At 58.1% G+C, this 26,664-nt stretch carries 24 protein-coding genes; 12 read left to right on the forward strand and 12 right to left on the reverse strand.

Features of this window, described 5'->3' with window-relative positions; translation table 11 throughout:
* Window positions 1-2: 2 nt before the first annotated feature.
* Together envC and gpmM are read right to left on the reverse strand one after the other, a co-directional pair.
* On the reverse strand, window positions 3-1,274 hold the full coding sequence (gene envC, locus ABLU67_RS21815) for a murein hydrolase activator EnvC (protein WP_348852533.1): 1,272 nt from the start codon (window positions 1,272-1,274) through the stop codon (window positions 3-5).
* A 9-nt stretch (window positions 1,275-1,283) separates the two neighbouring features.
* On the reverse strand, window positions 1,284-2,828 hold the full coding sequence (gene gpmM / locus ABLU67_RS21820) for a 2,3-bisphosphoglycerate-independent phosphoglycerate mutase (RefSeq protein WP_014227235.1): 1,545 nt from the start codon (window positions 2,826-2,828) through the stop codon (window positions 1,284-1,286).
* 245 nt (window positions 2,829-3,073) lie between these two features.
* Here gpmM and ABLU67_RS21825 point away from each other — a divergent pair, with 245 nt between their 5' ends.
* The 5 genes from ABLU67_RS21825 to cysE all read left to right on the forward strand — a co-directional run bounded on the left by ABLU67_RS21825 (window position 3,074) and on the right by cysE (window position 6,313).
* Window positions 3,074-3,505 (forward strand): rhodanese-like domain-containing protein, encoded by a 432-nt coding sequence (locus ABLU67_RS21825; RefSeq protein WP_004126582.1) that lies wholly within the window; start codon window positions 3,074-3,076, stop codon window positions 3,503-3,505.
* A gap of 111 nt (window positions 3,506-3,616) precedes the next feature.
* On the forward strand, window positions 3,617-3,868 hold the full coding sequence (gene grxC, locus ABLU67_RS21830; RefSeq protein ID WP_004106850.1) for a glutaredoxin 3: 252 nt from the start codon (window positions 3,617-3,619) through the stop codon (window positions 3,866-3,868).
* A gap of 59 nt (window positions 3,869-3,927) precedes the next feature.
* Window positions 3,928-4,395: a protein-export chaperone SecB gene (gene secB, locus ABLU67_RS21835; RefSeq protein WP_004106849.1), complete on the forward strand. Its 468-nt coding sequence runs from the start codon at window positions 3,928-3,930 to the stop codon at window positions 4,393-4,395.
* Window positions 4,395-5,411 carry an NAD(P)H-dependent glycerol-3-phosphate dehydrogenase gene (gene gpsA / locus ABLU67_RS21840; RefSeq protein WP_004855462.1) on the forward strand — a complete coding sequence of 339 codons (1,017 nt, stop codon included), beginning with the start codon at window positions 4,395-4,397 and terminating at the stop codon, window positions 5,409-5,411. Before secB ends, gpsA begins: the two co-directional genes overlap by 1 nt.
* Window positions 5,412-5,491: 80 nt before the next feature.
* A complete protein-coding gene (gene cysE / locus ABLU67_RS21845) occupies window positions 5,492-6,313 on the forward strand; it encodes a serine O-acetyltransferase (protein ID WP_004106845.1) in 822 nt (273 codons plus the stop codon).
* Window positions 6,314-6,415: 102 nt separating this feature from the next.
* Here the strand turns inward: cysE and trmL are convergent, their stop codons facing one another.
* The 5 genes from trmL to ABLU67_RS21870 form a co-directional block, all read right to left on the reverse strand.
* Window positions 6,416-6,889 carry a tRNA (uridine(34)/cytosine(34)/5-carboxymethylaminomethyluridine(34)-2'-O)-methyltransferase TrmL gene (gene trmL / locus ABLU67_RS21850; RefSeq protein WP_014227233.1) on the reverse strand — a complete coding sequence of 158 codons (474 nt, stop codon included), beginning with the start codon at window positions 6,887-6,889 and terminating at the stop codon, window positions 6,416-6,418.
* A 126-nt stretch (window positions 6,890-7,015) separates the two neighbouring features.
* Complete coding sequence (gene lldD, locus ABLU67_RS21855) at window positions 7,016-8,251, reverse strand: FMN-dependent L-lactate dehydrogenase LldD (RefSeq protein ID WP_025106767.1); 1,236 nt, start codon at window positions 8,249-8,251, stop codon at window positions 7,016-7,018.
* A complete protein-coding gene (lldR, locus tag ABLU67_RS21860; protein WP_014227231.1) occupies window positions 8,251-9,024 on the reverse strand; it encodes a transcriptional regulator LldR in 774 nt (257 codons plus the stop codon). Before lldR ends, lldD begins: the two co-directional genes overlap by 1 nt.
* Complete coding sequence (gene lldP, locus ABLU67_RS21865) at window positions 9,021-10,676, reverse strand: L-lactate permease (protein WP_014227230.1); 1,656 nt, start codon at window positions 10,674-10,676, stop codon at window positions 9,021-9,023. The genes lldR and lldP overlap by 4 nt, the downstream gene beginning before the upstream one ends.
* A gap of 468 nt (window positions 10,677-11,144) precedes the next feature.
* The gene (locus ABLU67_RS21870; protein WP_014227229.1) at window positions 11,145-11,507 is read right to left on the reverse strand and encodes a YibL family ribosome-associated protein; all 363 of its coding nucleotides are present in this window, start codon (window positions 11,505-11,507) and stop codon (window positions 11,145-11,147) included.
* Window positions 11,508-11,782: 275 nt separating this feature from the next.
* Here ABLU67_RS21870 and ABLU67_RS21875 point away from each other — a divergent pair, with 275 nt between their 5' ends.
* Complete coding sequence (locus ABLU67_RS21875; RefSeq protein WP_004855451.1) at window positions 11,783-12,007, forward strand: hypothetical protein; 225 nt, start codon at window positions 11,783-11,785, stop codon at window positions 12,005-12,007.
* On the opposite strand, the gene mtlR is transcribed toward ABLU67_RS21875, so the two are convergent.
* The 3 genes from mtlR to mtlA form a co-directional block, all read right to left on the reverse strand.
* A complete protein-coding gene (gene mtlR, locus ABLU67_RS21880) occupies window positions 11,996-12,592 on the reverse strand; it encodes a mannitol operon repressor MtlR (protein ID WP_014227228.1) in 597 nt (198 codons plus the stop codon). The two genes, ABLU67_RS21875 and mtlR, sit on opposite strands and share 12 nt — an antisense overlap.
* Window positions 12,589-13,737, reverse strand: coding sequence for a mannitol-1-phosphate 5-dehydrogenase (gene mtlD / locus ABLU67_RS21885; protein WP_032751687.1), 1,149 nt, complete (start codon window positions 13,735-13,737; stop codon window positions 12,589-12,591). Before mtlD ends, mtlR begins: the two co-directional genes overlap by 4 nt.
* Before the next feature lie 127 nt (window positions 13,738-13,864).
* A complete protein-coding gene (gene mtlA / locus ABLU67_RS21890) occupies window positions 13,865-15,775 on the reverse strand; it encodes a PTS mannitol transporter subunit IICBA (RefSeq protein WP_004855446.1) in 1,911 nt (636 codons plus the stop codon).
* A gap of 535 nt (window positions 15,776-16,310) precedes the next feature.
* Between mtlA and ABLU67_RS21895 the strand changes: the two genes are divergently transcribed.
* The 5 genes from ABLU67_RS21895 (at window position 16,311) to selB (ending at window position 21,844) form a co-directional block, all read left to right on the forward strand.
* Entirely contained in the window at window positions 16,311-16,682 is a 372-nt protein-coding gene (locus ABLU67_RS21895) for a DUF3302 domain-containing protein (RefSeq protein ID WP_148842211.1), read from the forward strand.
* A 3-nt stretch (window positions 16,683-16,685) separates the two neighbouring features.
* On the forward strand, window positions 16,686-17,822 hold the full coding sequence (locus ABLU67_RS21900) for an HlyD family secretion protein (protein WP_032692969.1): 1,137 nt from the start codon (window positions 16,686-16,688) through the stop codon (window positions 17,820-17,822).
* 91 nt (window positions 17,823-17,913) lie between these two features.
* Window positions 17,914-18,522: a glutathione S-transferase gene (locus ABLU67_RS21905; RefSeq protein WP_148842212.1), complete on the forward strand. Its 609-nt coding sequence runs from the start codon at window positions 17,914-17,916 to the stop codon at window positions 18,520-18,522.
* Between the two features lie 95 nt (window positions 18,523-18,617).
* Window positions 18,618-20,006 carry an L-seryl-tRNA(Sec) selenium transferase gene (gene selA / locus ABLU67_RS21910; protein WP_348852534.1) on the forward strand — a complete coding sequence of 463 codons (1,389 nt, stop codon included), beginning with the start codon at window positions 18,618-18,620 and terminating at the stop codon, window positions 20,004-20,006.
* The gene (gene selB / locus ABLU67_RS21915) at window positions 20,003-21,844 is read left to right on the forward strand and encodes a selenocysteine-specific translation elongation factor (RefSeq protein ID WP_046876794.1); all 1,842 of its coding nucleotides are present in this window, start codon (window positions 20,003-20,005) and stop codon (window positions 21,842-21,844) included. Before selA ends, selB begins: the two co-directional genes overlap by 4 nt.
* A 138-nt stretch (window positions 21,845-21,982) precedes the next feature.
* Here the strand turns inward: selB and ABLU67_RS21920 are convergent, their stop codons facing one another.
* Together ABLU67_RS21920 and ABLU67_RS21925 are read right to left on the reverse strand one after the other, a co-directional pair.
* Complete coding sequence (locus ABLU67_RS21920) at window positions 21,983-23,944, reverse strand: glycoside hydrolase family 127 protein (RefSeq protein WP_348852535.1); 1,962 nt, start codon at window positions 23,942-23,944, stop codon at window positions 21,983-21,985.
* Between the two features lie 10 nt (window positions 23,945-23,954).
* Complete coding sequence (locus ABLU67_RS21925; RefSeq protein WP_064374921.1) at window positions 23,955-25,355, reverse strand: MFS transporter; 1,401 nt, start codon at window positions 25,353-25,355, stop codon at window positions 23,955-23,957.
* A 252-nt stretch (window positions 25,356-25,607) separates the two neighbouring features.
* On the opposite strand from ABLU67_RS21925, the gene ABLU67_RS21930 reads away from it, so the two are divergent.
* A complete protein-coding gene (locus ABLU67_RS21930; protein WP_032751988.1) occupies window positions 25,608-26,423 on the forward strand; it encodes a helix-turn-helix domain-containing protein in 816 nt (271 codons plus the stop codon).
* Window positions 26,424-26,664: the final 241 nt, after the last annotated feature.

Here is a 26,664-nt window from a genome sequence, read left to right on the forward strand (position 1 = left end):
ACTTATCTTCCCAACCACGGCTGTGGATTGACCGCCTGACCCTGGCGGCGAATTTCGAAATAGAGCGACGGACGGCCCTGACCGCCGCTGCTGCCTACGAGAGCGATCGGCTGGCCCGCCCGGACCTGAGTGCCGACGCTGACCAGCGCGCTTTGGTTATAGCCGTAAAGGCTCATGTCGCCTTTGCCGTGTTCAACGACCACCACCAGGCCATAGCCCTGCAGCCAGTCGGCGAGAATAACCCGACCATCGGCAACGGCTTTGACCTCGGTGCCTTCAGACGCAGCGATAACCATCCCCTTCCAACGTAGTTCACCTTGCAGCTGTTCGCCATAGCGATGGAGAATTGAGCCGCGAACCGGCCAGAATGCCTGGCCGCGCGGTGAGCCAAGCCCGCCGGTGCGGGACATCAGCGAGCGTTCGCTTTCGGTAGGTTTGTAGGTGGTGCCTTTACGCGAGGCTTCCTGCTGGCGATCGCGCACATCCTGCGCTTCGCGGGCTTCGCGATCCGCCCGCGCTTTGGCCGCCGCCGCCGCCTGGGCGATACGGCCGCGCAGACGTGATTCGTTAGCCCGCATCTCGCTGAGCTGCTGCTGGCCTTGCTGAATGGAGGATTCCAGGCTGGCGAGGGTCTTTTTACGCTCGTTGCGCGCCTGCTCCAGCTTGCTCTGCTGGGCGCGCTGTTCGTACACCAGGGTTTGCTGCTGGCTCTGTTTCTCTTCCAGCATCGATTTTTGCACCGCCACGTCTTCGCGGGTTTTCTTCAACTGGGCGATGGTTTCCTGGCGCGCCTGGTTCAGATAGCCAAAGTAGGCCTGCAGGCGCTGATTACGCTGCCCCTCTTCGCCGCTGAGGATCATCTGGATGCCGGTATGCGGCCCCTGACGAAACGCGGCGTCGAGCTGCGCGGAAAGGTTACGCTCCTGCGAGGCGCGCTGACGCTCCAGCTTGGCCAGCGCGGCGTTCATTTCGTCGATCTGCTTATTCAGCTGGTTCAGCGTTTCCTGGGTTTCGCGCAGCTTGCGCGCGGCGGCGGAGATGGCCTCCTCCTGCGCTTTTAGCTGGGCGACCAGGGAAGCGCGCTGCTGCTGCTGCTGCTTAATCGCCCGCTGTTTAGCGGCGATATCGGCCTGAATGGATTTAAGCTGGTCGCGATCGTCGGCGTGAGCAGATGCGGTGCACAGCAATACGCCAGCGCTAAGCGCGCTGGCGTAAAAGACGGATCGAACTGCCGTTGCGATCCATGTAGTTGAATACGTCGCCTTTCCCCTCATGGGGAAGGATTATTCCACGATGAACAGCGGCTTGCCAGTCATCTCTTGCGGGATTTCCATTCCCATCAGCGTCAGCATGGTCGGCGCGATGTCGGAAAGTTTGCCGCCGTTGACCGCTTTGACGTTTTTATCGCCAACGTAAATCAGCGGAACCGGCAGGTTGGTGTGCGCGGTGTGCGCCTGGCCGGTGGCCGGATCGCGCATCTGCTCGGCGTTGCCGTGGTCTGCGGTGATCAGCAGCTGTCCGCCAACGGATTCAACGGCTTTGCTCACCTGGTCGATGCAGTCATCCAGCGCTTCGACCGCTTTAACGGCGGCTTCCATTACGCCGGTGTGGCCAACCATATCGCCATTCGGGTAGTTACAGATGATGGTGTCGAACTGACCGCCCTTGATGGCGGCAACCAGTTTTTCGGTCAGCTCAGCGGAGCTCATTTCCGGCTGCAGATCGTAGGTGGCGACCTTCGGTGAATTGATCAGAATGCGCTCTTCGCCTTTGAACGGCTCTTCAACGCCGCCGTTGAAGAAGAAGGTCACGTGAGCGTATTTTTCAGTTTCGGAGATGCGCAGCTGGGTTTTGTCGTTCTTCGCCATCCATTCGCCGAAGGTGTTCACCAGAGATGCCGGCGGATAAGCGCAGGCGACTTTAATGTCCGCGGCGTATTCGGTTAGCATGACGAAATCGAGGTTTACCACTTTCTTACGGGCGAAGCCGTCGAAATCGGCGTTAACGAAGGCGCGGGTAATTTCGCGCGCGCGGTCGGCGCGGAAGTTCATGAAAATCAGCGCATCGCCGTCTTCCATCGCCGCATCGGCCTGGCCTTCAGCGCGAATAACGGTCGCTTTCACGAACTCATCGTTTTCATCGCGCGCATAAGCGGCCTGCAGGCCCGCAACGGCGGTATCGGCCTGGAACTCGCCTTTTGCCAGGGTCATCAGATCGTAAGCCTGCTCAACGCGGTCCCAACGGTTGTCGCGGTCCATGGCGTAGTAGCGGCCAACGATCGAGGCAACGCGGCCTTTGCCCAGCGCGGCAAATTTGTCTTCGAATTTCGCCAGCGTCTTTTCAGCGCTGCGCGGCGGAGTATCGCGGCCGTCGAGGAAGGCGTGCAGATAGATTTTATCCGCGCCGCGTTCGGCTGCCAGCTCAACCATCGCCATGATGTGGTCTTCGTGGCTGTGGACGCCGCCCGGAGACATCAGGCCCATGATATGCACGGCTTTGCCTGCGGCAACGGCTTTATCGACCGCGCCGGTCAGTACCGGGTTGGCGAAGAAGGTACGTTCTTTGATTTCAACGTCCAGGCGGGTGAGATCCTGATACACGATACGGCCCGCGCCGAGGTTGACGTGGCCCACTTCGGAGTTGCCCATTTGACGATCCGGCAGACCGACTTCCAGGCCTGAAGCATCAATCAGGGTATGCGGACGTTTCGCCCACAGTGCGTCCATAACAGGGGTTTTGGCGCTGTAAATAGCGTTATCCTGCTGGTCTTCACGGTAGCCATAGCCATCCAGAATCACCAGTACCATAGGTTTTTTAGAAACCGACATTGCGACAACCTCATGCTCAAAGACAGAAAATTTGCGTAATTTTACTACAGCTGAATCGATCAAATCACCGTAAAAGATCAAAGAAAGAGGGCGGCCAGAGCGCATTGCCGCGGCGAGAGCGGTTTTTTTTCGTGACGGGCCGCAGAAAATACATTACATCGCGCTCACTGGCTGTATTTGCCGCAATGCACAGGTATACTCCTTCCCTGGTTTTTTTATCACTTAGTCGGGAGTTGTAACCCCCCATGCAAGAAATTATGCAATTCATCAGCCGTCACCCCGTCCTGAGCATCGCGTGGGTCGCGCTGCTGGTGGCGGTGCTGTTCACCACCTTTAAAGGGCTGATGTCGAAAGTTAAAGTCATCACCCGCGGTGAAGCGACGCGCCTGATCAACAAAGAAGATGCCGTGGTTGTCGACCTGCGTCAGCGTGACGATTTCCGTAAAGGCCACATTGCGGGTTCTATTAACCTGCTGCCGAGCGATATCAAAGCAAATAACGTCGGCGAGTTGGAAAAGCACAAAGCACAACCCATTATAGTGGTAGACGGCTCAGGTATGCAGGCGCAAGAACCCGCCAGCGCGCTGAACAAAGCCGGTTTTGAAAAGGTCTTCGTACTGAAAGAAGGCATCGCTGGCTGGAGCGGCGAGAACCTTCCGCTGGTACGCGGTAAATAATTTACCCGCGTCTTTATGGCGTAGCGCGGTTTTCCCTGGGGCGGCTATTCGTCAGCGGGAAAACAACGCCTGCGGCGTAAAACTCTCGGGGGTAAAAACAGGAGTGAAGTCATGGCCAATATTGATATCTATACCAAAGCGACCTGCCCGTTCTGCGTACGTGCAAAAGCGCTGCTGAACAGCAAGGGCGTGACGTTCAACGAGTTGCCTATCGATGGCGATGCTGCGAAGCGTGAAGAGATGATTCAGCGCAGCGGTCGAACGACGGTTCCGCAGATTTTTATTGATGCGCAGCACATTGGCGGCTGTGACGACTTGTACGCGCTTGATTCACGTGGTGGACTCGATCCCCTCCTGCGCTAATTTTTGCGCTCATCCCCATTGGACGGGCGTACTTAAGGACAACACGAAAGGGTTTTACTATGTCAGAACAAAACAGCACCGAAATGACTTTCCAGATTCAGCGCATCTACACCAAAGATATTTCTTTTGAAGCGCCGAACGCGCCGCAAGTTTTCCAGAAAGATTGGCAGCCGGAAGTTAAACTTGATCTGGATACCGCTTCCAGCCAGCTGGCTGAAGGCGTGTATGAAGTGGTGCTGCGCGTGACCGTAACCGCCTCTCTGGGCGAAGAAACCGCATTCCTGTGCGAAGTACAGCAGGGCGGTATTTTCTCCATCGAAGGCATCGACGGCACCCAGATGGCGCACTGCCTCGGCGCATACTGCCCGAACATTCTGTTCCCGTACGCGCGTGAGTGCATCACCAGCCTGGTTTCTCGCGGTACCTTCCCGCAACTGAACCTTGCGCCAGTGAACTTCGATGCGCTGTTTATGAACTATCTGCAGCAGCAGGCTGGCGAAGGTGCTGAACAACATCAGGATGCCTGATGAACGCGCTTAACGCTGCAATGACTGTGATCGGTGCCGGCTCTTACGGCACCGCTCTTGCCATCACCCTGGCAAGAAATGGCCACCACGTTGTGCTGTGGGGCCATGACCCGAAACATATTGCGACGCTGCAGCACGACCGCTGCAACGCCGCATTTCTTCCTGACGTTCCTTTCCCCGACACGCTGCATCTGGAAAGCGATCTGGCGACCGCGCTGGCGGCCAGCCGCGATATCCTCGTCGTCGTGCCGAGCCACGTTTTCGGCCAGGTGCTGCGGCAGATTAAACCGCTGATGCGCCCCGACGCTCGCCTGGTGTGGGCGACGAAAGGTCTGGAAGCGGAAACCGGGCGCCTGCTGCAGGACGTGGCCCGTGAAGCGCTGGGCGACGCTATCCCCCTGGCGGTGATTTCCGGCCCGACCTTCGCGAAAGAGCTGGCGGCAGGCCTGCCGACGGCGATCTCGCTGGCGTCGACGGATCCGCAGTTCGCTGACGATTTGCAAAGCCTGCTGCACTGCGGCAAGAGCTTCCGCGTCTATATCAACCCGGACTTTATCGGCGTGCAGCTCGGCGGGGCGGTGAAAAACGTCATCGCTATCGGCGCCGGCATGTCTGACGGCATTGGCTTTGGCGCCAACGCGCGTACCGCGCTGATTACCCGCGGGCTGGTTGAGATGTCGCGCCTCGGGGAGGCCCTGGGCGCCGATCCGGAGACCTTTATGGGGATGGCGGGCTTAGGCGATCTGGTGCTCACCTGCACCGATAACCAGTCGCGTAACCGCCGCTTCGGCATGATGCTCGGTCAGGGCATGGATGTGCAAAGCGCGCAGGAGAAGATTGGCCAGGTGGTTGAAGGCTATCGCAATACCAAAGAGGTTCGCGTTCTGGCGCAGCGTTTAGGCGTCGAAATGCCAATAACCGAGGAAATTTATCAGGTATTGTATTGCGGAAAAATTGCGCGCGAGGCAGCATTGACCTTATTAGGTCGTGCACGCAAGGACGAGCGTAGCAACTAACTGCGATGGAACCTGGATCACCTGAATGACCCGGCCAGCAAAGAACTGGCCGGTCATTATTATATCGTCTGGAGTCAGCAATGCCGTGTGAAGAACTGGATATCGTCTGGAATAATATTAAAGCCGAAGCTCGGGCTTTAGCTGACTGTGAGCCAATGCTCGCCAGTTTTTACCACGCCACGCTACTCAAGCACGAAAATCTCGGCAGCGCCCTGAGCTATATGCTGGCGAATAAACTGGCTTCTCCGATCATGCCCGCCATCGCGATTCGTGAAGTGGTGGAAGAGGCCTACGCCGCCGACCCGGAAATGATCGCCTCCGCCGCCTGCGATATTCAGGCGGTGCGAACGCGCGACCCGGCGGTGGATAAATACTCCACCCCGCTGCTCTATCTGAAAGGATTCCACGCGCTGCAGGCCTATCGCATCGGCCACTGGCTGTGGAATCAGGGGCGTCGGGCGCTGGCGATCTTCCTGCAAAATCAGGTTTCCGTATCGTTCCAGGTGGATATCCACCCGGCGGCGAAGATTGGTCGCGGGATCATGCTGGACCACGCCACTGGCATCGTCGTCGGCGAAACGGCGGTGATTGAAGACGACGTCTCGATTCTGCAATCCGTGACCCTGGGCGGTACCGGTAAAACCAGCGGCGATCGTCATCCGAAAATTCGCGAAGGGGTGATGATTGGCGCCGGGGCGAAAATCCTCGGCAATATCGAAGTCGGGCGCGGGGCAAAAATCGGCGCGGGTTCGGTGGTGCTACAGCCGGTGCCGCCGCATACTACCGCCGCAGGCGTTCCCGCCCGCATCGTGGGCAAGCCGGAGAGCGATAAGCCCGCGATGGATATGGATCAGCACTTTAACGGCATACACCATACCTTCGAGTACGGCGACGGTATTTGATTGATTTCCCGGAGGCGATGCTGCGCATCTGTCCGGGCTACAAAACCGAGCGCTGTCTGGTATCCCGGAGGCGCTACGCGCCACCTCCGGGAGAAAGCGAGCTCAGCTGCGCAGCACCGCGCCGGGATAGCCCAGCTGGCGCCAGGCTTCATAGACCACCACCGACACCGCATTTGACAGGTTCATGCTGCGGCTGTCCGGCATCATCGGAATACGGATTTTTTGTTCTGCCGGCAGAGCATCAAGAATGCTGCCCGGCAGTCCGCGGGTTTCCGGGCCAAACAGCAGAAAATCGCCGTCCTGATAGCTTACCGCGCTGTGCGCCGGCGTGCCTTTGGTCGTCAGGGCGAACAGGCGCTGCGGCTTTGCGCTTTCAATAAAGGCGGCGTAATCACCATGGCGCTGGACGGCAGCAAACTCGTGGTAATCCAGACCTGCGCGGCGAAGACGCTTATCGTCCCAGGCAAAACCCATGGGTTCGATAATATGCAGATTGAAGCCGGTGTTGGCGCACAGGCGGATGATATTCCCGGTATTTGGCGGGATTTCTGGTTCGAATAAGACGATGTTAAGCATGCTGCCCCCTTAATTGCGGGGGGCAGAATAGCAGATATTCGGCTAACCCTCACCCCGCTCCTCTCCCGAAAAGGGGGCGGGAGAAAACCGGCGCCGGCCTGTGAGCCGGATGGCCTGATGAGGACGTTAACCCGCCTGCCGGACGGTTCCCTCTCCCTGTGGGAGCGGGTCAGGGATAACCGCCGCGTTTCCTGCTTTGATCGCATCAAAGGTCCGCAGCGCATCGGCGTTCTGGACTAAAGATTCACGGCTGATTTCGCCGATGGTTTTCGCGCCGGTCAGCGTCATCGCCACCTTCATCTCTTTCTCGATCAGGTTCAGCAGATTGGCGACGCCCTGTTTGCCGTGGGTGGCCAGCGCATACAGATAAGCCCGGCCCAGCAGCACGCTATCGGCGCCGAGGGCAATCATCCGCACCACATCAAGGCCGTTGCGAATACCGCTGTCGGCAAGAATTGTGATATCCCCTTTAACCGCGTCGGCAATCGCGGGCAGAGCGCGAGCGGAAGAGAGCACGCCGTCGAGCTGGCGGCCGCCGTGGTTGGAAACCACGATCCCGTCAGCGCCGAAGCGCACCGCATCGCGGGCGTCTTCCGGATCGAGGATCCCCTTGATCACCATCGGGCCGTCCCAAAAGTCGCGGATCCACTCAAGGTCTTTCCAGGAAATCGAAGGATCGAAGTTATTCGCCAGCCAGCCGATATAATCCTCCAGACCGGTCGGCTTGCCGAGATAGGCGGAGATGTTGCCCAAATCGTGCGGACGGCCGTTTAACCCGACGTCCCATGCCCACTGCGGATGGGTCACCGCCTGCCAGTAGCGGCGCATTGCCGCGTTCGGGCCGCTCATCCCGGAGTGAGCATCGCGATAGCGCGCGCCGGGGGTCGGCATATCGACGGTAAAGACCAGCGTTGAACAGCCCGCCGCCTTCGCCCGCTCCAGCGCATTGCGCATAAAACCGCGGTCGCGCAGGACGTACAGCTGGAACCACATCGGGCGCTTAATGGTCGGGGCGACCTCTTCAATCGGGCAGACGGAAACGGTAGAGAGGGTAAACGGAATACCTTTTTCATCCGCCGCGCCGGCGGCCTGCACTTCACCGCGGCGGGCGTACATCCCGCACAGCCCAACCGGCGCCAGCGCCGTTGGCATCGCCAGCTTCTCGTTGAATAAGGTGGTTTCCAGGCTCAGGTCCGACATATTGCGCAGAATGCGCTGGCGGAGCGCGACGTCGGACAGGTCCTCAACGTTGCGGCGCAGGGTGTGCTCGGCGTAAGCGCCGCCGTCGATATAGTGGAACAGGAACGGTGGCAGGATACGCTGTGCGGCGGCGCGGTAGTCGCTGGCGGCGGAAATAATCATCACAAGTTCTCCCTGGAATTTTCGTTATGGTCACCGGGCAGGCGGGTAATTCGCGCCTGGCGGGCCTGGTCTTCATCAAAGCGTTTGATGGTGGCGTGAACAAAGCCCAAATGGGCCATCATCGCCTGTCTGGCACCTTCCGGGTCACCGGCGATAATCGCCTCCATGACCGCCTGGTGCTGTTCGGTCAGGCGAGCGAAGACCGGCGGGACGAGATACATCCGCTGGCGGCTCTCCTTGACTGAGGACTGTAAAAGGTCAAAAAAACCGCGCATGGTTTGCAGCAGCACCACGTTATGCGACGCTTCGGCGATCGCCAGATGGAAGCGGACATCGGCCTGCGAGGCCAGGTCAGGGTCTTCGCTTTGGGTGGCTTCAAAGCAGAGGCGGATTTTCTCTTTTTCGGCATCGGTTGCCCGCATCGCCGCATGCCAGGCGGTACTGGCTTCGATGGCGTGACGGGCTTCGAGGATATCAAAGCTGTAATCGGGGTCGTCGGAGAGCAGCGTCTTCAGCGGTTGAACGATGTTTTGCTCCGACCACGCTTCGTGCTGCCAGCGCACGAAGGTGCCGCCGCCGCGACGGCTGAGCAGCACCCCTTCGTTGACCAGCATCGCCAGCGCTTCGCGCAGCGAATTGCGCGATACGCCCAGCTGCGCCGCCAGCTGACGTTCGGCGGGCAATCGCATGCCCGCCTCCAGCTTTTGTTCTTCAATCAGCGCCCGCACGCGACGGGCGACGTCGTCGGCAAGGCGTTTTGGCATCACTATCACGGGATCATCCAGGTTAAGACATACGCCTGCAGCGTGGTGATAACGCCGACCATACAGGTGAAAATCAGGCTGTGTTTGACGGTAAAACGGAACAGATCGGACTCCTTACCTACCAGACCGACCGCCGCACAGGCGATGGCGATAGACTGCGGAGAGATCATTTTCCCGGTCACGCCGCCGGTGGTGTTCGCTGCGACCAGCAGGATATCGGAGACGCCAATCTGCTGGGCCGCCGTGGCCTGCAGCGCGGCAAACAGCGCGTTAGACGAGGTATCCGAACCGGTCAGAAATACCCCCAGCCAGCCGAGGAACGGCGAGAAGAAGGTAAACGCATGACCGGTGTGCGCCAGCGCAAGCGCCAGCGTTGAGGATAGACCGGAATAGTTGGAGATAAAGGCGAACGCCAGCACCATGCCGATGGAGTAAATCGGCAGCGCCAGCTCTTTCAGCGTGCTGCCAAAGGTCGAGATCGCGTCTTTCGGCTTCATGCGCAGCCAGACGATGGAAAGCAGCGCGGCGAACAGGATGGCGGTGCCGGTGGCGGAGAGCCAGTCAAACTTATAGACCGCGGCGTACGGCGTGGCTTCGCTAACCACCGGCGGCATGCGGGCCACCATCTTGTCGAGGAACGGCACGGAAATATTAATCACAAAATCGTACATCGCGCCGCCGGGGGCGAAGAGCGCTTTGAACGGCGGCACGCTCCACAGGGTCACCGTCGCGGTCAGAAACAGGAACGGCGACCAGGCGCGAATCACCTGTCCCGGGGTGTAATGCGTGCGGGCCAGGTTCATATCGACCTGCGATGCGCCCATATCGCCGAAGCGGAAGATGCGTACCGGCTGCCAGCGTTTGAGGAACAGCGTCAGACAGACCAGCGATACCAGCGAAGAGATAATGTCCGGCAGCTCCGGGCCGAGGAAGTTAGAGCTGAGGTACTGAGCGATAGCAAAGGAGCCGCCGGCGACCATGACCGCAGGCCAGGTCTCTTTAATGCCGCGCCAGCCGTCCATAATCGCCATGATCCAGAACAGGACGATGATGGTCAGGAACGGCAGCTGACGGCCAACCATCTGGCCGATTTCGAAGCTGTCGAGGCCCGTCACCTGTCCGGCGACCAGAATCGGAATGCCCATCGCGCCAAATGCGACCGGCGCGGTGTTAACGATCAGACACAGGCCCGCTGCATACAGCGGGTTAAAGCCGAGCCCCACCAGCAGCGCTGCGGTGATGGCGACCGGCGCGCCAAAACCGGCGGCCCCTTCGAGGAACGCGCCGAAGGAGAAACCGACAATCAGCATTTGCAGACGCTGATCCGGGGTAATCGACAAAATCGATGAGCGGATAATGTCGAACTGCCCGGTTTTCACCGAGATTTTATAGACGAAGACCGCAGCGATAATAATCCACGCGATTGGCCACAGGCCGTAGAAGAAGCCGTAGATGACGGAGGCCAGCGCGTGGTCAACCGGCATTTTGTAGAACAGCAGGGCGACGGAGAGCGCAATGAGCACGGTCCAGGTCGCGGCAACGTACCCTTTCAGCTTGAGCTTTATCAGGGCAAAAAAGAAAAACAGAATCGGTAGCGATGCGATAAGACTCGATAGCCAGATGTTGCCGGCCGGATCGTAATTTTGTTGCCAGAGGTTCATGCAGGTCTCCATCGGGCCGTTATGATGCCGTGCTGAGTCTTGCGCTCTTAGCAGGTCACATCATTTGTAAAATTGGCCCAGCCAAATTGCGATTGTAGGATTAACGACAACGAATGGTTAATCAAATGTTATTGATGAGCAATATGTCTGTGACGAAAAATGATGGATATGTGAACCATTGGACGATTTAAGAAAACATTGGTAGGGCCAATTAGTGGGGAATGACGTTTGAAACAGAGCCTGTCCCGGAGGCGATGCTGCGCATCTGTCCGGGCTACCGGCCCGCAGACGGCGGTGAACCCGTAGCCCCGGTAAGGCGTTAGCCGCGACCGGGGAGCAGAGCGCAGAGTAGCTGAATTTCCCGGAGGCGATGCTGCGCATCTGTCCGGGCTACCCTCTCGCAGAGGGCTGTGAACCCGTAGCCCGGCTAAGCGTAGCGCGAGCCGGGAGATTCACGGGATGAAGATATCAGAACGCGGTTTTTGAGAAGCCGGTCATCTCTTTGAGGCCCATTTCGCGGCCCAGCGCGGTCATCGGGTGGACAACAACCAGACCGCGTACGCTTTTCTTGAGCTTACCCATATCGGCCTGCTCTTTTTTGGTGATGGCGCGGCGATGCGGCATGCTCATCAGCTTTTGCGCTTCTTTGCTCAGCTTCTGGCCCTGAACCTCACGCAGGCGAACGAGTTCCGTCTCAATGGTGGCTTTCTCTTTTTCCAGCTCGGCGTATTTTTCTGCGGCGTCGACCAGGGACAGGTCGGCCTGCTGGTGGTGGATAGCGTCGAGACGATCGCTCAGACGTTTAATTTCGTTTTTTTCGACTTCTTTCATGGTGGCTTAATCTATTAAGAAAGGGGCGTTATCAGACTATAGTATGTGCTGTCGCTTGGGTTGTGGGTAGTTATTTATCAAAACGTCGCCGTTTTTTGCTCATAACAACCGCAGCGGCATATTATAACTTATTGAACATAAAAATTATTTTAATCCAGAGTTGGCGAATATTCATTTCTGTGAAGCCTGACGGCCATTCAGCACGTTTTCCTCATCTGAAACCCTGTTTTTGGCTAATCCTTAATAGGATCATTCCCCCAAAAGAGGAGAGCGTGATGGCGAAAATAGGCGACAGCGTACCGCGCATTATTGATAAAGCCGTAGATTTTATGGCTTCAAGTCAGGCTTTTATGGAATATCTAAAAAAATCTCCGCGTTTGCAGCATATACCGCCGGATATCCCGGCAGATAAAGAAGCGCTATTTCTGCGGCGTCTTGAGTATTATCGTCAGCTTTATCGGCCGACGTGCGACCAGCAAGAGCCAGAATCAGAGCGTTGATTTTTGAAAGGCTTTTTTTAAGCTGATTTTAGAAATCAGCTCGGTCAGAGATAGCATCATTGTGGAACGTACGACCTGCTGGTAGCGCAGCTTTTGCATTGCCAGCAGTTCAGCATCGCTCTCATCAAATTGCGGCGTGGGCGGCAGGGCGGCGACGCAGTGCAGCTCGCCAAACGGTCCGAGGATCTCATCGTCGGTAAAGCTATACTCATTACCGTCGTGATTCAGCTCTTCGCGCAGGGCCATCAGCAGTTCAGCGTCTTCATATTCGGCGCGGCTAATCACCCCAAGGCCGTAAATCAGCTTCAGGCGTACAGAAAGGTCGCCAAGCGGCCCGTCGCCGTCCAGCAACGGCTCCACTGCGTATTTCACCGCGTAGTCGTCTTTACGGAATACCTGAAGCACCAGAATATTGACCGCTTCCGTCAGCAGTTCAACGGTGGCGATCAGGAAGCTTCTTACGGTTTTGCCAGCATTCAGACGTTCAAGCACACGGTTTTCAAATGCCTGTGTTTCTTCCATTATTGCCTGCATATCTGACATGAGTAATGGGCGCGGTTCGGACCGCGCCAGGTCTTGCCTCATTTGGTGGCGTTATAGTCGTTAACGGCTTCCGCCACCACCTCGCTTGCTGCGTCCAGACCCGAAATCTGCGCCAGCGCGGCCTGTGGGCCTTTCTCGGCAATCAGCGCCGCCAGTTCCTGCGCCTGCGGGTCTTCTTCGCTGCGGAAGTGCATGGCAGCGGCGATCCCTTTCACCAGATTGCGGTGCGGCAGGCCGTATTCCAGCGTACCGAGCAGCGGCTTAATTAAGCGGTCGCCCGCGCTCAGTTTGCGCAGCGGCTGGCGGCCAACGCGCTCAACGTCATCCTTCAGATACGGGTTCTCAAAACGACCGATAATTTTCTGGATGTAAGCGGCGTGCTTTTGCGCATCAAAGGCATAGCGTTTGATCAGCACCGCGCCGCTCTCTTCCATGGCGCCTTTGACCACGGCGCGAATGTGCTCATCAAGAATCGCGTCGCGAATCGTCTGATGACCCGCCAGTTTTCCGAGGTAGGCGGTTATAGCATGTCCGGTGTTTAAGGTGAATAGCTTACGTTCGACAAATGCCATCAGGTTATCGGTTAATTCCATACCTGGGATGTTTGGCAGTTCGCCTTTGAACTGGGTCTTATCGACAATCCACTCGCTGAAGGTTTCCACGGTGACTTCCAGCGGATCGTGAGTGGCGGAAGCAGATGGCGGAACGATGCGGTCAACGGCGGAATCAACGAAGCCGACGTTGGCTTCAACCCAGGCTTTGTCTTCTTCGGCGAGGGCGTTAAAAACGTGACCCTTCAGCTGGGTGGTGCCGCGGACCATGTTCTCGCAGGCGATGATATTCAGCGGGGCGGTAATCCCCTGCGCCTTACGTTTGGCCAGGCCTTTGGCAATCGCCGGGGCGATGCGTTCCAGCACGACCGGGCCGACGGCGGTGGTCACCAGATCCACGCTGGCAATCAGCTCTACAACTTCGTCGCCGATGCTGCTGACGGCGTCAACGCCGGAAACGGTATCGACCTGCTCATTCTCGCCGACCACGTGAACCTGGTAGCTATGACGGGCATTCAGGGCATCGAGCACGACCTGATTTACATCCGCAAACGTCAGCTGTATCCCCGCGTCCGCCAGCAGTTTGCCGATAAAGCCACGACCGATATTACCTGCGCCAAAATGTAATGCTTTCATAGTATTAACCTTCAATTAATGTTTTTACCTGAGAGGGCTGGGGTCAGGCGTTTCCCTCACCCCAGCCCTCTCTCCCCACGCGTAAGGAGAGAGGGGGGCGTTGCCCGGCGCACCGCCGGGTGACGGATTACGCTTTCAGCAGCGTCAGAACTTCTTCAACGCTGGTGGTTTTTGCCAGACGCTCAATGACCGATTCATCGTCCAGGGCGTTGGTCAGGCTGGTAATCACCTGGATATGCTCGTTATTACGCGCGGCAATACCGATAACCAGGCGAGCCACCTCGTCCTCTTCTTCGCCGAAGCGTACGCCTTCCGGGTACTGGCAGAAGACGATGCCGGTTTTCAGAACGCGATCTTTGGCTTCGATAGTGCCGTGCGGGACCGCGATGGACTCACCCAGATAGGTGGAGGTCAGCTTTTCACGGTCCAGCATCGCCTGGACGTATTCCGGCTCAACGTAGCCGCCTTTCACCAGCTGCTCGCCAGCAAACAGAATCGCTTCTTCTTTGGTCGCTGCTTTACGACCGAGGAAGATGTTTTCCGCGCCGAGTTTGAACAGATTGGTGTCAGACGCATCGAAGCTGTCTTTCAGGCTGTCGCGGACTTTCTCTTCGTTATCCGTGTGGCGCTGCGCCGAAACCAGACGTTCGGTCAGGCTGGTGTACAGGCCGCTGTCGAGGAAGTTGGTCAGCGAAATATGCTGCGCCTGCGGCACCTGACGCATCGCACGCTCGGTCAGGTCGCGGTGGGTGATGACCAGGTCAACATCCGGCGGCAGGTTGTTGATCGCACTGTTAGTCACGGAGATGTTGCTCAGCCCGGCATCCTGCACTTTTTTACGCAGCACGCCTGCGCCCATCGCGCTGGAGCCCATACCTGCGTCGCAGGCGACGATGATTTTACGCACGTGGCTCAGGTCGTTCGCGACATCGCCAGCGGCCAGCGGCGTGGCGCCGCCTTTGGACTGCGCTTTCATATCCTGCATGCGACGGGTCGCGGCTTCGATATCATCTTCTTCTTTAACTTTGCTGGTTTTCAGCAGCACGGCTGCGACCACGAAGGAGACGGCCATCGCCGCAATAATCGCCGCGATGTTAGCAAAGTAAGCGCCTTTCGGCGTCATCGCCAGCACGGCGAGGATAGAACCCGGAGAAGCCGGAGAGACCAGCCCGCCGTTGAGGATAGTCAGGGTGAATACGCCGGTCATCCCACCGAGGATAACGGCCAGAATCAGACGCGGGTTCATCAGCACGTACGGGAAGTAAATCTCGTGAATACCGCCGAGGAAGTGGATGATTGCCGCACCGCCTGCAGACTGTTTCGCGCTGCCGCGGCCGAAGAACATATACGCCAGCAGGACGCCCATCCCCGGACCCGGGTTAGCTTCAATCAGGAAGAAGATGGATTTGCCCAGCTCGTGGGATTGCTGAATACCCAGCGGCGAGAAAATGCCGTGGTTAATGGCGTTGTTGAGGAACAGGATTTTCGCCGGTTCAACAAAGATAGAGGCCAGCGGCAGCATCTCGTGCGCCACCATGAAGTTAACGCCTGCGGCCAGAATTTTCGACAGGACTTCAACCGCCGGGCCAATGCCGAGGAACGCCAGAATGGCGAGGATCATACCGATGATGCCCGCGGAGAAGTTATTCACCAGCATCTCAAAACCGGATTTGATCTTACCGTCTACCCAGACGTCGAATTTTTTAATTGCCCAGCCGCCCAGCGGACCGGCGATCATGGAGCCGAGGAACATCGGCATATCTGCGCCGACGATAACGCCCATGGTGGTAATCGCGCCGACCACGCCGCCGCGCTCGCCGCCAACCAGCTTACCGCCGGTATAACCGATCAGCAGCGGCAGCAGATAGGTGATCATCGGACCGACCAGCTTCGCCAGCGTTTCGTTCGGTAACCATCCTGTCGGAATGAATAGTGCGGTGATAATACCCCACGCGATAAACGCGCCGATATTTGGCATCACCATATTGCTGAGGAAACGACCAAAGCTTTGCACTTTGATCTTGATATCGGATGACATAAAACACCCCTTCTTCTGTTTTTGCTATCGGCAGGCTGAAAGCCCGAGGCTTGTTGTTAATAAGGCGGCAGAGGTAGCCGGGCCCTGAGTGATAGTGCGAAATCTGGCACTGAATCGTTAAGCTGTCCAGTCGGTGGATTTTTATGTGATTTGGATCACATGAATATAGGGCGGTGATGGTCTTTTGTAGTGATCTCCATCACAAAATGGATGTGTAAAAAAACAACAGACCGGGTTTTAGGGGGGGGTAATGCATTTTTATGTGATGAAAATCACAAATTTACTTTGACGTTTTGTTATTTGTTTGTGATGTTCATCACAAAATATTTTCACCAGGATTTAGCCCGGTGTGATCTCGCGCAGGTTATGCCGCGTTCCGCTTGCTGATACGTCACTCAGTAACGCAATCGCTTAAAGAACATTTTAGTCGTCAATGGCGAAAATGATACGGGTGAATTATGCTCATTTTGTCGGCCTTTTTTTCATCCGGCCCGGCACACATCCTGAAAATAATTAGCGTAAATCCGAGGAAATTATGTTTCTCAATTATTTTGCGCTCGGCGTTCTGATCTTTGTATTTCTGGTGATTTTTTATGGAATCATCATTCTCCATGATATTCCTTACCTGATCGCGAAGAAACGTAATCACCCGCATGCCGATGCGATTCACGTCGCGGGCTGGGTGAGCCTTTTTACGCTGCACGTCATTTGGCCGTTTTTATGGATTTGGGCCACGCTTTACCGGCCAGAACGCGGCTGGGGCATGCAGCATCGGCGGGACGAGACGCCGTCTGAGGTGGCGGAAGAGGGGGACGACATCAGCGAACTGCGCCAGCGGGTTATCGCGCTCGAGCAGCAAATAACCGGTCTCAGACCGTCAGCTCAACCTCCTTCGGTGGAGAAATAACTCATGGATCTGCTGATTATTTTGACCTATGTGGCGATTGCCTGGTCGATATTTAAAATATTTAAGATCCCGGTAAATAAATGGACGGTTCCCACCGCGGCGCTGGGCGGCGTATTTATTGTTAGCGCGCTTATCTTATTAATGAACTACAACCATCCGTATACCTTTACCGCGCAAAAAGCGGTTATTTCTATTCCTATTACGCCGCAGGTTACCGGGGTGGTCAGCAGCGTCACGGATAAAGCAAATCAACGGGTTAAAAAGGGCGAGGTGCTGTTTACCATCGATCCGGTGCGTTATCAGGCGCGGGTGGACCGGCTACAGGCCGACCTTGTTACCGCGCTGCACAGTATCAATACCCTTAAAGCCCAGCTTTCTGAGGCTCAGGCCAACACCACGCGCGTTTCGGCGGAGCGCGACCGTCTGTATAAGGATTATCAGCGCTACCTGAAAGGAAGCCAGGCGCGGGTCAATCCGTTTTCGGAAAGCGATATCGATAATGCCCGGCAAAACTACCTCGCCCAGGATGCGATGGTGAAAGGATCGGTGGCGGAGCAGGCGCAAATTCAGAGCCAGCTCGACAGCATGATAAACGGCGAACAGTCGCAGGTGGTAAGCCTGCGCGCGCAGCTGGCGGAGGCGAAATATAACCTCGAGCAGACGACCGTACGCGCGCCCAGCGACGGGTATATCACCCAGGTGTTAATTCGTCCTGGGACCTATGCCGCCTCGCTGCCGCTGCGTCCGGTGATGGTCTTTATCCCCCAGCAAAAACGGCTGATTGTGGCGCAGTTCCGGCAAAATTCGCTGCTCAGGCTGGAGAAGGGCGACGATGCTGAAGCGGTGTTCAACGCGCTGCCGGGACAGGTCTTTCGCGGCAAGCTGGTGAGCATCCTGCCAGTCGTGCCGGGGGGAACATACCAGGCGCAGGGCACGCTGCAGGCGCTGACGGTGACGCCGGGCACCGACGGCGTGCTGGCGACCATTGAGCTGGAGCCCGATGCCGCCGTAGACGCCCTGCCTGACGGCATTTACGCCCAGGTGGCGGTCTACTCCGATCATTTCACCCACGTTTCGGTGATGCGCAAGGTGCTGCTGCGGATGACCAGCTGGATGCACTATCTCTATCTGGACCATTAGCGGGGTCGGTCCGGCATGAGGTGATTTCTCTCTCTGCTATTTGCCTGCGCCTGCGCCATACTTACTACTTTGTTGGCGAAAGGAGCAGGCAATGAAACTGATCGGCAGCTACACCAGTCCCTTTGTGCGCAAAATTTCCGTCATACTGCTGGAAAAAGCGATTCCCTTCGAGTTCGTCAACGAATTCCCTTACCACGAGACCAACGGCGTGGAGCAGTACAATCCGCTGGGAAAAGTCCCCGCGCTGCTCACCGACGACGGTGAATGCTGGTACGACTCGCCCATTATTGCGCAATATCTGGAGCTGCTCGGCATCGCGCCGGATATGCTGCCTGCGGCGCCGAAGGCTGCGCTGAAATTGCGTCAAATTGAAGCGCTGGCTGATGGCGTGATGGAGGCTGCGCAAACGCTGGTACGGGAGAAAACGCGCCCGGCGGCCCAGCAGTCGGAAAGCGAACTGCTGCGCCAGCGTGAAAAAATTGCGCGCGGGCTTGATGCGCTGGAAGGGTATGCCAGTGACGGGACATTACGTCCTGATGAGGTCAATCTGGCAACCATTTCCGCAGCCTGCGCCATTGCTTATCTCAATTTCCGCCGCGTCGCGCCGGGCTGGTGCGCCACCCGACCGAAGCTGGTTCGCTTGGTGGATTCCCTCTTTCAGCGCGCCAGCTTTGCGCGCACTGAACCGCCGGTGAGTTGACCCAGACAGGTAACAGTTTTTGCGCGGAGGCATTACAATTGCTGCTCATTTGTTGACTCCCTCTCCCGTCGGGAGGGGGGAAAATAGGTTCATTCATGACTAGCGAAATTCGTGCGCTTTATACCCGGCTTCCGGCCATCGACCGTTTACTCCGCGACCCCGCATTTTCACCTCTGTTGATGCAATACGGTCACGCCCAGACGGTGGCGCAGCTGCGTCAGATGCTGGACGAGGCGCGGGAATACATCCGCCTGAACCAGGCGCTGCCGGACTGGTGCGAAGCGTGGCTAATGGAGACCTCGCGTCGTTTGACGCAGCGACAGCAGAGCGCGCTGCGCCCGGTGTTCAATCTGACCGGTACCGTGCTGCACACCAACCTTGGGCGGGCGATTCAGGCGGAAGCGGCGATAGAGGCGGTGACCCAGGCGATGCGCGCGCCGGTGACGCTGGAATACGATCTTGACGATGCCGGACGCGGCCACCGCGATCGCGCGCTGGCCGACTTGCTTTGCCAGATCACCGGCGCGGAAGACGCCTGTATCGTCAACAATAACGCGGCGGCGGTGCTGCTGATGCTGGCGGCAACCGCCGGCGGCAGTGAGGTGGTGGTGTCGCGCGGCGAGCTGGTGGAGATCGGCGGCGCGTTTCGTATTCCCGACGTGATGCGCCAGGCGGGCTGCGTTCTGCATGAAGTCGGGACCACCAACCGCACCCACGCGAAAGATTATCGTCAGGCGGTGAATGACAATACCGGCCTGCTGATGAAGGTGCACACCAGCAACTACAGTATTGAGGGCTTTACTAAAGCGGTCGATGAAGCGGCGCTGGCGGAGATTGGCCGCGAACTCAATATCCCGGTGGTGGCCGATCTCGGCAGCGGCTCGCTGGTGGATTTAAGCCAGTACGGCCTGCCGAAAGAGCCGATGCCGCAGGAGATGATTGCCGCAGGCGTCAGCCTGGTGAGCTTCTCCGGCGATAAACTGCTGGGCGGCCCGCAGGCGGGAATTATCGTCGGTAAAAAAGCGCTGATCGCGCGTTTGCAGAGCCATCCGCTTAAGCGCGCCCTGCGGGCGGATAAAATGACCCTCGCGGCGCTGGAGGCCACGCTGCGCCTCTATCTGCATCCGGAAAAGCTGGTCGCTGAACTGCCGACCCTGCGTCTGCTGACTCGCCAGGCGGACGAAATCCGCCTGCAGGGCGAGCGCATGCGGGCCGCGCTGGCTGCACATTATGCTGATTTTGACCTGCGGGTCGAGCCATGCCTGTCGCAGATCGGCAGCGGCTCGCTGCCGGTGGACCGCTTGCCCAGCGCGGCGTTGACGTTGACTCCGCGCGATGGGCGCGGCAGTCGGCTGGAAGCTCTGGCGGCACGCTGGCGTCAGTTGCCCGTGCCGGTTATTGGCAGGATCTACGATGGCCGCATGTGGCTGGACCTGCGCTGTCTTGAGGATGAATCCCGGTTTATGGAGATGTTATTGAGATGATTATTGCCACCGCCGGACACGTTGACCACGGCAAAACCACGCTGCTGCAGGCGATTACCGGTATCAACGCCGATCGCCTGCCGGAAGAGAAAGCGCGCGGGATGACTATCGACCTCGGCTACGCCTACTGGCCGCAGCCCGACGGGCGGGTGCTGGGTTTTATCGACGTTCCCGGCCACGAAAAGTTTTTGTCCAATATGCTGGCCGGCGTCGGCGGTATCGATCACGCGCTGCTGGTGGTGGCCTGCGATGATGGCGTGATGGCGCAAACCCGCGAACATCTGGCGATCCTCCAGCTTACCGGGCAGCCAACGCTAACCGTGGCGCTGACCAAAGCGGACCGCGTAGAAGCGGCGCGGATTGAGGAGGTGGAGGCGGAAATCGACGCGGTGCTGGCGGAGTTCGGCTTTACCGGCGCGACCCTGTTTGCCGTCGCGGCGACGGAAGGACGGGGCATCGCAGAGCTGCGCGAACATCTCCTGCAGCTCTCCGCGCGCCCGCGCCCGCAGCATCAGCGCTTTCGCCTGGCCATCGACCGGGCATTTACCGTCAAAGGCGCGGGGCTGGTGGTTACCGGGACCGCGTTATCCGGCGAGGTCAACGTTGGCGATACGCTGTGGCTGACCGGCGTGGATAAACCGATGCGCGTGCGCGGTCTGCACGCGCAGAATCAGCCGGTTGAGCAGGCCTGGGCCGGCCAGCGCATTGCCCTGAATATTGCCGGCGATGCGCAAAAAGAGGAGCTCAACCGCGGCGACTGGCTGCTGGCGGTACCGCCGCCGGAAGCCTCTGAGCGGGTCATCGTTGAACTGCAGTGCCATACGCCGCTTAGCCAGTGGCAGCCGCTGCATATCCACCACGCCGCCAGCCATATTACCGGCCGCGTGTCGCTGCTCGAAGGCGCGCTGGCGGAGCTGGTTCTCGATACGCCGCTGCGGCTGGCGGATAACGACCGTCTGGTACTGCGCGATATTTCCGCGCGCCTGACGCTGGCCGGTGCGCGAGTGGTGACCCTCAATCCGCCGCGCCGGGGCAAGCGTAAGCCGGAGTATTTACAGTGGCTGCACGCGCTGGCCGCCGCGCAGGGCGATGACGTCCAGGCGCTGGATATTCACCTTCAGCGCGATGCGGTGCGCCTCGATGATTTCGCCTGGGCGCGTCAGCTCAGCCGCGATGGCCTCAACGCGCTGATTCACCGCCCTGACTATCTGCAGGCGGGAAATAGCCTGCTGAGCGCCCCGCTCGCCGCGCGCTGGCAGCGGAAGCTGCTCGATGCCCTGGCGCGCTATCACGATCAGCATCGCGATGAGCCAGGACCGGGCCGCGAACGCCTGCGGCGTATTGCGCTGCCGATGGAAGATGAAGCGCTGGTGCTGCTGTTGATTGAACAGATGCGCGAAAGCGGCATTGTTCACAGCCACCACGGCTGGCTGCATCTGCCGGAGCATAAAGCGGGCTTTACCGACGAGCAGCAGGCCATCTGGCAGCGGGTTGCCGGGCTGTTTGCCGATGAGCCATGGTGGGTACGCGATCTGGCGCGGGAAGCCAACGTAGAAGAGTCGTTAATGCGGGCGGTATTACGCCAGGCGGCGCAGCAGGGGATGATTACCGCGATCGTGAAAGATCGCTACTATCGCAACGATCGGATTGTGGCGTTTGCCAAAATGATCCGCGATCTGGATCTGGAAAGGGGCTCAACCTGCGCGGCGGATTTCCGCGATACGCTGAACGTCGGGCGCAAGCTGGCGATTCAGATCCTCGAATATTTCGACCGCATCGGTTTTACCCGCCGTCGCGGCAACGATCATATTCTGCGCGATAAGGCATTGTTCCTTTAGCATAAGCAGGTAGTCCCGGGTCGCGGCGTGAACGCCTTACCCGGGCTACGATAACCGTTACCCATGTATCCGGTCTAAAGTGTTACCCATGTTTCCGGTTCATACCGCAGCGCCACCGGGGAATGCTCACACTCACATTTACGCTTCCGCTTCGTTCACCCAGATGCGCATCTCGCCTTCGCCGCGGTTGGCCCAGCTAAACCACGGAATAAAGGTTAATACTTGCGGCTGACGGGAGGACGGCGCGCGGTCATAGTGCCATAGGGCCTGGTTTTCGGCATCTTCCGCCGTTTGCTTATAGCCCGGCGCCTGGAGAAGTATCTTGCGGGCAAAAATCCCTTTGCCTTCGACAGCGCTAAACCGGGCGTCGCGCGGCAGCTGCAGGTTATGCAATTGCTCGCCGTTATCCGCCTGCTCCAGGCAGTAAACCAGCGGACCGCGCTGGACGGCGACCTGGCCTGCCTGGTGGCGCACCAGCGGGTTACCGTAAATGCGGCGCACCGGCATCGGCAGGGTTAACTGTAGCGTGTCGCCCTCCTGCCAGAGATGGCTGATGTGCAGATACCCTTTGCGCACGTCCTGCGTAACCGGCGCGCCGTTGAGCGTGACCTGCGGCTTATCGCACCAGTCCGGCAGACGCAGCGCCAGGGTATGATTAACCGGTGAAGATGAATCGATGACTATCTTCACCTGTTCCTGCCACGGATAGTTGCCGCTGATGCGCAGGCGTAGCGCCTCATTGCCCACCGGGATCTCCACGCTGTTGCCGACATACAGGTTGATGTACAGGACGTCGCCGTGCGGCGTGTAGATATAGTGCCCCAGCGAGGTCAGCACCCGTGCGATATTCGGCGGACAGCAGGCGCAGCCGAACCAGCGCTGACGGACGGGCTTAACGTGATCGTAAATATGGTTGAATTTTAAGGATTTTGGATGCACTTCCAGCGGATTGACGTAGAAGAAGTGCTTGCCGTCGAGCGCCATTCCACCCAGCACGGTGTTATACAGCGCGCGCTCCATCACGTCGGCATATTGGCTGTCGGCTTCCATCTCCAGCATCCGGCGGGCAAACATCATCAGGCCAATGGAAGCACAGCTTTCGGCATAGACCGTGTCGTTTGGCAGGTCATAGTCGCTGCTGAAGGCCTCCCCGCTGCTCTGCGAACCGATGCCGCCGGTGATATACAGCTGACGCCGGGCCATATTTTTCCACAGGCGCAGGCAATCCCGGCGCTTGCCCTCGTCCTGACTTAAACGGGCGAGGTGGGCAACGCCGGTCATCAGATAGACGAAACGCACCGCGTGGCCGATGGCGACCGGCTGTTCGGAAATCGGCTGATGCGCCTGGCTGTAGGGTTTATCCATCACCATCCACGCCGGACCGTAGGTGTTCCAGTAAGAGGTTTTGCCGCGCTTCTCATATTCGATATCGTAAAAATGCGGCTGCGTTCCGCGCGCCTCAACGAAGTAGTTCACCAGCGCGATATAGCGCGGCTCCTGAGTGACGTCATACAGGCGCATTAACGCCAGCTCGATTTCCGGATGGCCAGGGTAGCCGTGCAGCTGGTTATCTCCGGGGCCAAACACGCTATCGATGTGGTCGGCGAGGCGGCAGACGACATCCAGCAGACGACGTTTGCCGGTGGCCTGGAAGAAGGCGACACCCGCTTCAATCATGTGCCCGGCGCAGTACAGTTCGTGGCATTCGGCGAGGTTGGTCCAGCGCTCCTCTGGCGCTTTGACCGTGAAATATGTATTCAGATAGCCATCTTCACACTGGGCGGCCGCGACCAGTTCAATCACCTCATCGGCGGTTTTTTCCAGCCCGGGGTCCGGCTTCTGACACAGCGACCAGGCCACCGCCTCCAGCCATTTCGCCACGTCGCTGTCCTGAAAGACCATGCCGTAGAATTCGCCCTCCTGTCGCCCGGCGGCGATGCGGAAGTTCTCTATCGCATGGCTCGGGTCCGCCTCCTCGATACGGTCGTTAAGCGCATCCCACTGATAAGGGATCACCACATCGCGCACCAGCTGCTGGTACTGGCCGAGGAACGGGTCGTTGATTTTCAGTTTGTGCAGATCGACTTCCATAACAGACATGGCGGACTCCTTAAGGCTGAACATGACGCGTACGCAGATCGCTGGCGATGCGCGCCATCATCGGATTGTTGAGCTTGCAGGCGCGAATGGAGAAGGCCAGCAGCAGATGGAACAGGGCAGGCAGCAGGGTCTCCATGGAGGCGATACCCGCCAGTGATGATGCCGTTTGGTTTTCCACGCCCGGCTGATAGGCCACGTAGATAAACACGAGGCTGATAATGCCGGCGCTGGAGGCCCACGCCAGCTTGATAAAGAACAGGTTAAAGGCGAAGTTCATCCCGGAAGAACGCACGCCGGTTTTCCATTCGCCGTAGTCGTCGGAGAAGGCCATCAGCGAAAAGTGCAGCGGCAGGGTAAAGCCGAGAATAATGCCGTTGCCGAGGATGACGACCAGCCACAGGGTCTGGTACGCCTGCCCGGTTGGCAAAAACCACATCGCCACGGCCAGCGCGGCCAGCACCAGGTTGGTGTAGTAGTAAAGTTTGACGGTATCAAAGCGGCGCGAGAGCAGGTTGATGATGACGGAACCCGCAATCGAGGCGAAGGTTACCATGGTGAAGAATAGCGAGGTGTAGCCGGTGGAGCCGCCCAGCACGTAGGTGATGAAGTACATGTAGCCGCCGCCGCGGATATTGAAGACGTTGATGAGCAGAAATGACATCACCAGCATCAGCAGCAGCTGGTCGTTTTTACGCAGCCCGGCGATGTGCTCGCGCAGGGTAAATTTCCCCATGACATCCAGCGAGACGCGTTCGCGAACCCAGAAGAAGCAGCACAGGAACATCGCCACCGCGATGGCGCAGAGTACGCCGACGCCGTACTGATACCCCTGTGCGGTATCGCCCTGGCCGAGCGCTTTTACCATCCACGGCAGCCCAACGGAGACTAAGAATCCCGCCACGCCGCACAGGACAAAGCGCCATGCCTGGCACGAGATAACCTCGCTATGACGCGTGGTCATCGTGTTGATCAGCGCGCAGTAGGGGACGTTTATCGCGGTGTAGCTCACCGACAGCAGCAGATAGGTGCCGAACGCCCAGGCGATTTTTACCCCCATGCTGGCGTCGGGCACGGTAAACGTCAGGACGCCGATAACGCCGATCGGCACGGCAATCCACAGCTGCCAGGGACGAAAGCGTCCCCAGCGGCTCTGGGTACGGTCGGCCAGCACGCCCATAATCGGGTCGGAAACGGCGTCGAAAACGCGCAGGGCCAGAAACAGGGTCCCGACCAGCGCGGGCGTCAGGCCGAAGACATCGGTATAGAAAAAAGTTAAAAAGTTCATGATCAGGCAGGTAATCACCGTCCCGCCCGCGTCGCCCAATCCGTAGCCTATTTTTTCCCGAAGGGATAATTTGTCGTCCTGGGCACGCTGTGCCAAATCAGTTGTGGTAATCGGAGCCGAAGTCATAAATAACTCCCGGAGATGATGTGCGAATAATATCCCGCTGAAGTGCGGGCTTTAATTGTGTTATTTGCAAATTACGTTATTTATTCTGCACTAAATGTTGGGGGCAACAAGGGAAGGAAAAAGTATAAAAAGAGGACGATTCCGACCTGATGGTAAAAATGTGATTTCGATCCAGCGGGCGGCTATTTTATCGTGAATAATCAAAGATAACAGGGGTTATTGGTGCTATTAAAAGCGGAATATTGAATGTCTATGCTTGAATTGTCCATGTCACTTCCGATTAAGGTGCAAAATGGTGGATTGTTTATTTCCCGAGGCATCGGCAGCCATCCGGCTCGTCAGCTTCACTCCTGGGAAATAATCTTTGTGGAAAAAGGAACATTAACGATCCGCGAAAACAACGAGATTTTTAGCGTCAACGCCGGGGAAAGTTTATTGCTCTGGCCGCAGCGTTTACACGTCGGAATCGGGCAATTTCCGGCAGATTTAAAATTCTACTGGCTGCATTTTGAAGTGACCTCAGGTGAAAACGTTTCGCTGCCTGAGGCGCTGCTGTCGATTCCGCAGCACACGCGCGTCAGCGAGCCGCAGTATATTATTTCGTTGTTCCGCCAATTCTTACGCGAGCAGGAAAATATTCATCGTAGCGTGGCGCTGGAGCTGATCCTGCTGCTGATTCTGCAGCAAGTTTCGGCGGCAGCGGGCGAACAGCCCGCCGACAGCCCCGGCAACGCGCTGGCGTGGAGAGCGCAGCAAATCATTCGTACCCGGTTTCATTTGCCCCTTTCCGCATCCACGCTGGCGCAGGAGCTGCACTGCAACGCCGATTATCTGGGGCGGATTTATCGCCATGTTTTCCGGCTGACCTTAACCGAAGCGCTGCACCGTCAGCGGGTGAGGGCGGCGGAAAAGCTGCTTATCAGCGATTCCCTGTCGCTCACCGAGGTGGCGATGAAATGCGGATTTAACGATGTCGGCTATTTTCGCAAGATTTTCCGTAAGCATACCAGCCTGACGCCCGCGGCGTGGAAGCGTCGTTACTGCAAGGAACATATTAATTCGGCGTAGGGTTGATGGGTTTTCCCGCCGGGGATGCGTAGCCCGGACAGATGCGCAGCATCGCCTCCGGGAAAATTCTGCAACATCCTGCACGCTTCCCCCGGGGGCGGCGCAAAGCGCCTGCCCGGGCTACGGGACTGCAGACCGCCGGGGACGCGTAGCCCGGACAGATGCGCAGCATCGCCTCCGGGAAAGTTCTGCAACATCCTGCACGCTTCCCCCGGGGGCGGCGCAAAGCGCCTGCCCGGGC

Origin of the sequence: Klebsiella sp. GN_Kp190 (assembly GCF_040061795.1) — a bacterium.
Taxonomy (GTDB): Bacteria; Pseudomonadota; Gammaproteobacteria; order Enterobacterales; family Enterobacteriaceae; genus Klebsiella; species Klebsiella michiganensis.

What these genes read in the sequence shown, in the direction of transcription:
- ABLU67_RS21920 (WP_348852535.1), bottom strand. Translation starts at nt 23,944, where the DNA reads ATGTCTGTTATGGAAGTCGATCTGCACAAACTGAAAATCAACGACCCG.
- mtlR (WP_014227228.1), bottom strand. Translation starts at nt 12,592, where the DNA reads ATGAGGCAAGACCTGGCGCGGTCCGAACCGCGCCCATTACTCATGTCA.
- trmL (WP_014227233.1), bottom strand. Translation starts at nt 6,889, where the DNA reads ATGCTTAACATCGTCTTATTCGAACCAGAAATCCCGCCAAATACCGGG.
- ABLU67_RS21905 (WP_148842212.1), top strand. Translation starts at nt 17,914, where the DNA reads ATGAAACTGATCGGCAGCTACACCAGTCCCTTTGTGCGCAAAATTTCC.
- mtlA (WP_004855446.1), bottom strand. Translation starts at nt 15,775, where the DNA reads ATGTCATCCGATATCAAGATCAAAGTGCAAAGCTTTGGTCGTTTCCTC.
- grxC (WP_004106850.1), top strand. Translation starts at nt 3,617, where the DNA reads ATGGCCAATATTGATATCTATACCAAAGCGACCTGCCCGTTCTGCGTA.
- lldD (WP_025106767.1), bottom strand. Translation starts at nt 8,251, where the DNA reads ATGATTATTTCCGCCGCCAGCGACTACCGCGCCGCCGCACAGCGTATC.
- ABLU67_RS21900 (WP_032692969.1), top strand. Translation starts at nt 16,686, where the DNA reads ATGGATCTGCTGATTATTTTGACCTATGTGGCGATTGCCTGGTCGATA.
- mtlD (WP_032751687.1), bottom strand. Translation starts at nt 13,737, where the DNA reads ATGAAAGCATTACATTTTGGCGCAGGTAATATCGGTCGTGGCTTTATC.
- ABLU67_RS21895 (WP_148842211.1), top strand. Translation starts at nt 16,311, where the DNA reads ATGTTTCTCAATTATTTTGCGCTCGGCGTTCTGATCTTTGTATTTCTG.
- ABLU67_RS21870 (WP_014227229.1), bottom strand. Translation starts at nt 11,507, where the DNA reads ATGAAAGAAGTCGAAAAAAACGAAATTAAACGTCTGAGCGATCGTCTC.
- cysE (WP_004106845.1), top strand. Translation starts at nt 5,492, where the DNA reads ATGCCGTGTGAAGAACTGGATATCGTCTGGAATAATATTAAAGCCGAA.
- envC (WP_348852533.1), bottom strand. Translation starts at nt 1,274, where the DNA reads ATGAGGGGAAAGGCGACGTATTCAACTACATGGATCGCAACGGCAGTT.
- ABLU67_RS21925 (WP_064374921.1), bottom strand. Translation starts at nt 25,355, where the DNA reads ATGACTTCGGCTCCGATTACCACAACTGATTTGGCACAGCGTGCCCAG.
- lldP (WP_014227230.1), bottom strand. Translation starts at nt 10,676, where the DNA reads ATGAACCTCTGGCAACAAAATTACGATCCGGCCGGCAACATCTGGCTA.
- selB (WP_046876794.1), top strand. Translation starts at nt 20,003, where the DNA reads ATGATTATTGCCACCGCCGGACACGTTGACCACGGCAAAACCACGCTG.
- secB (WP_004106849.1), top strand. Translation starts at nt 3,928, where the DNA reads ATGTCAGAACAAAACAGCACCGAAATGACTTTCCAGATTCAGCGCATC.
- selA (WP_348852534.1), top strand. Translation starts at nt 18,618, where the DNA reads ATGACTAGCGAAATTCGTGCGCTTTATACCCGGCTTCCGGCCATCGAC.
- ABLU67_RS21875 (WP_004855451.1), top strand. Translation starts at nt 11,783, where the DNA reads ATGGCGAAAATAGGCGACAGCGTACCGCGCATTATTGATAAAGCCGTA.
- ABLU67_RS21930 (WP_032751988.1), top strand. Translation starts at nt 25,608, where the DNA reads ATGCTTGAATTGTCCATGTCACTTCCGATTAAGGTGCAAAATGGTGGA.
- ABLU67_RS21825 (WP_004126582.1), top strand. Translation starts at nt 3,074, where the DNA reads ATGCAAGAAATTATGCAATTCATCAGCCGTCACCCCGTCCTGAGCATC.
- gpmM (WP_014227235.1), bottom strand. Translation starts at nt 2,828, where the DNA reads ATGTCGGTTTCTAAAAAACCTATGGTACTGGTGATTCTGGATGGCTAT.
- gpsA (WP_004855462.1), top strand. Translation starts at nt 4,395, where the DNA reads ATGAACGCGCTTAACGCTGCAATGACTGTGATCGGTGCCGGCTCTTAC.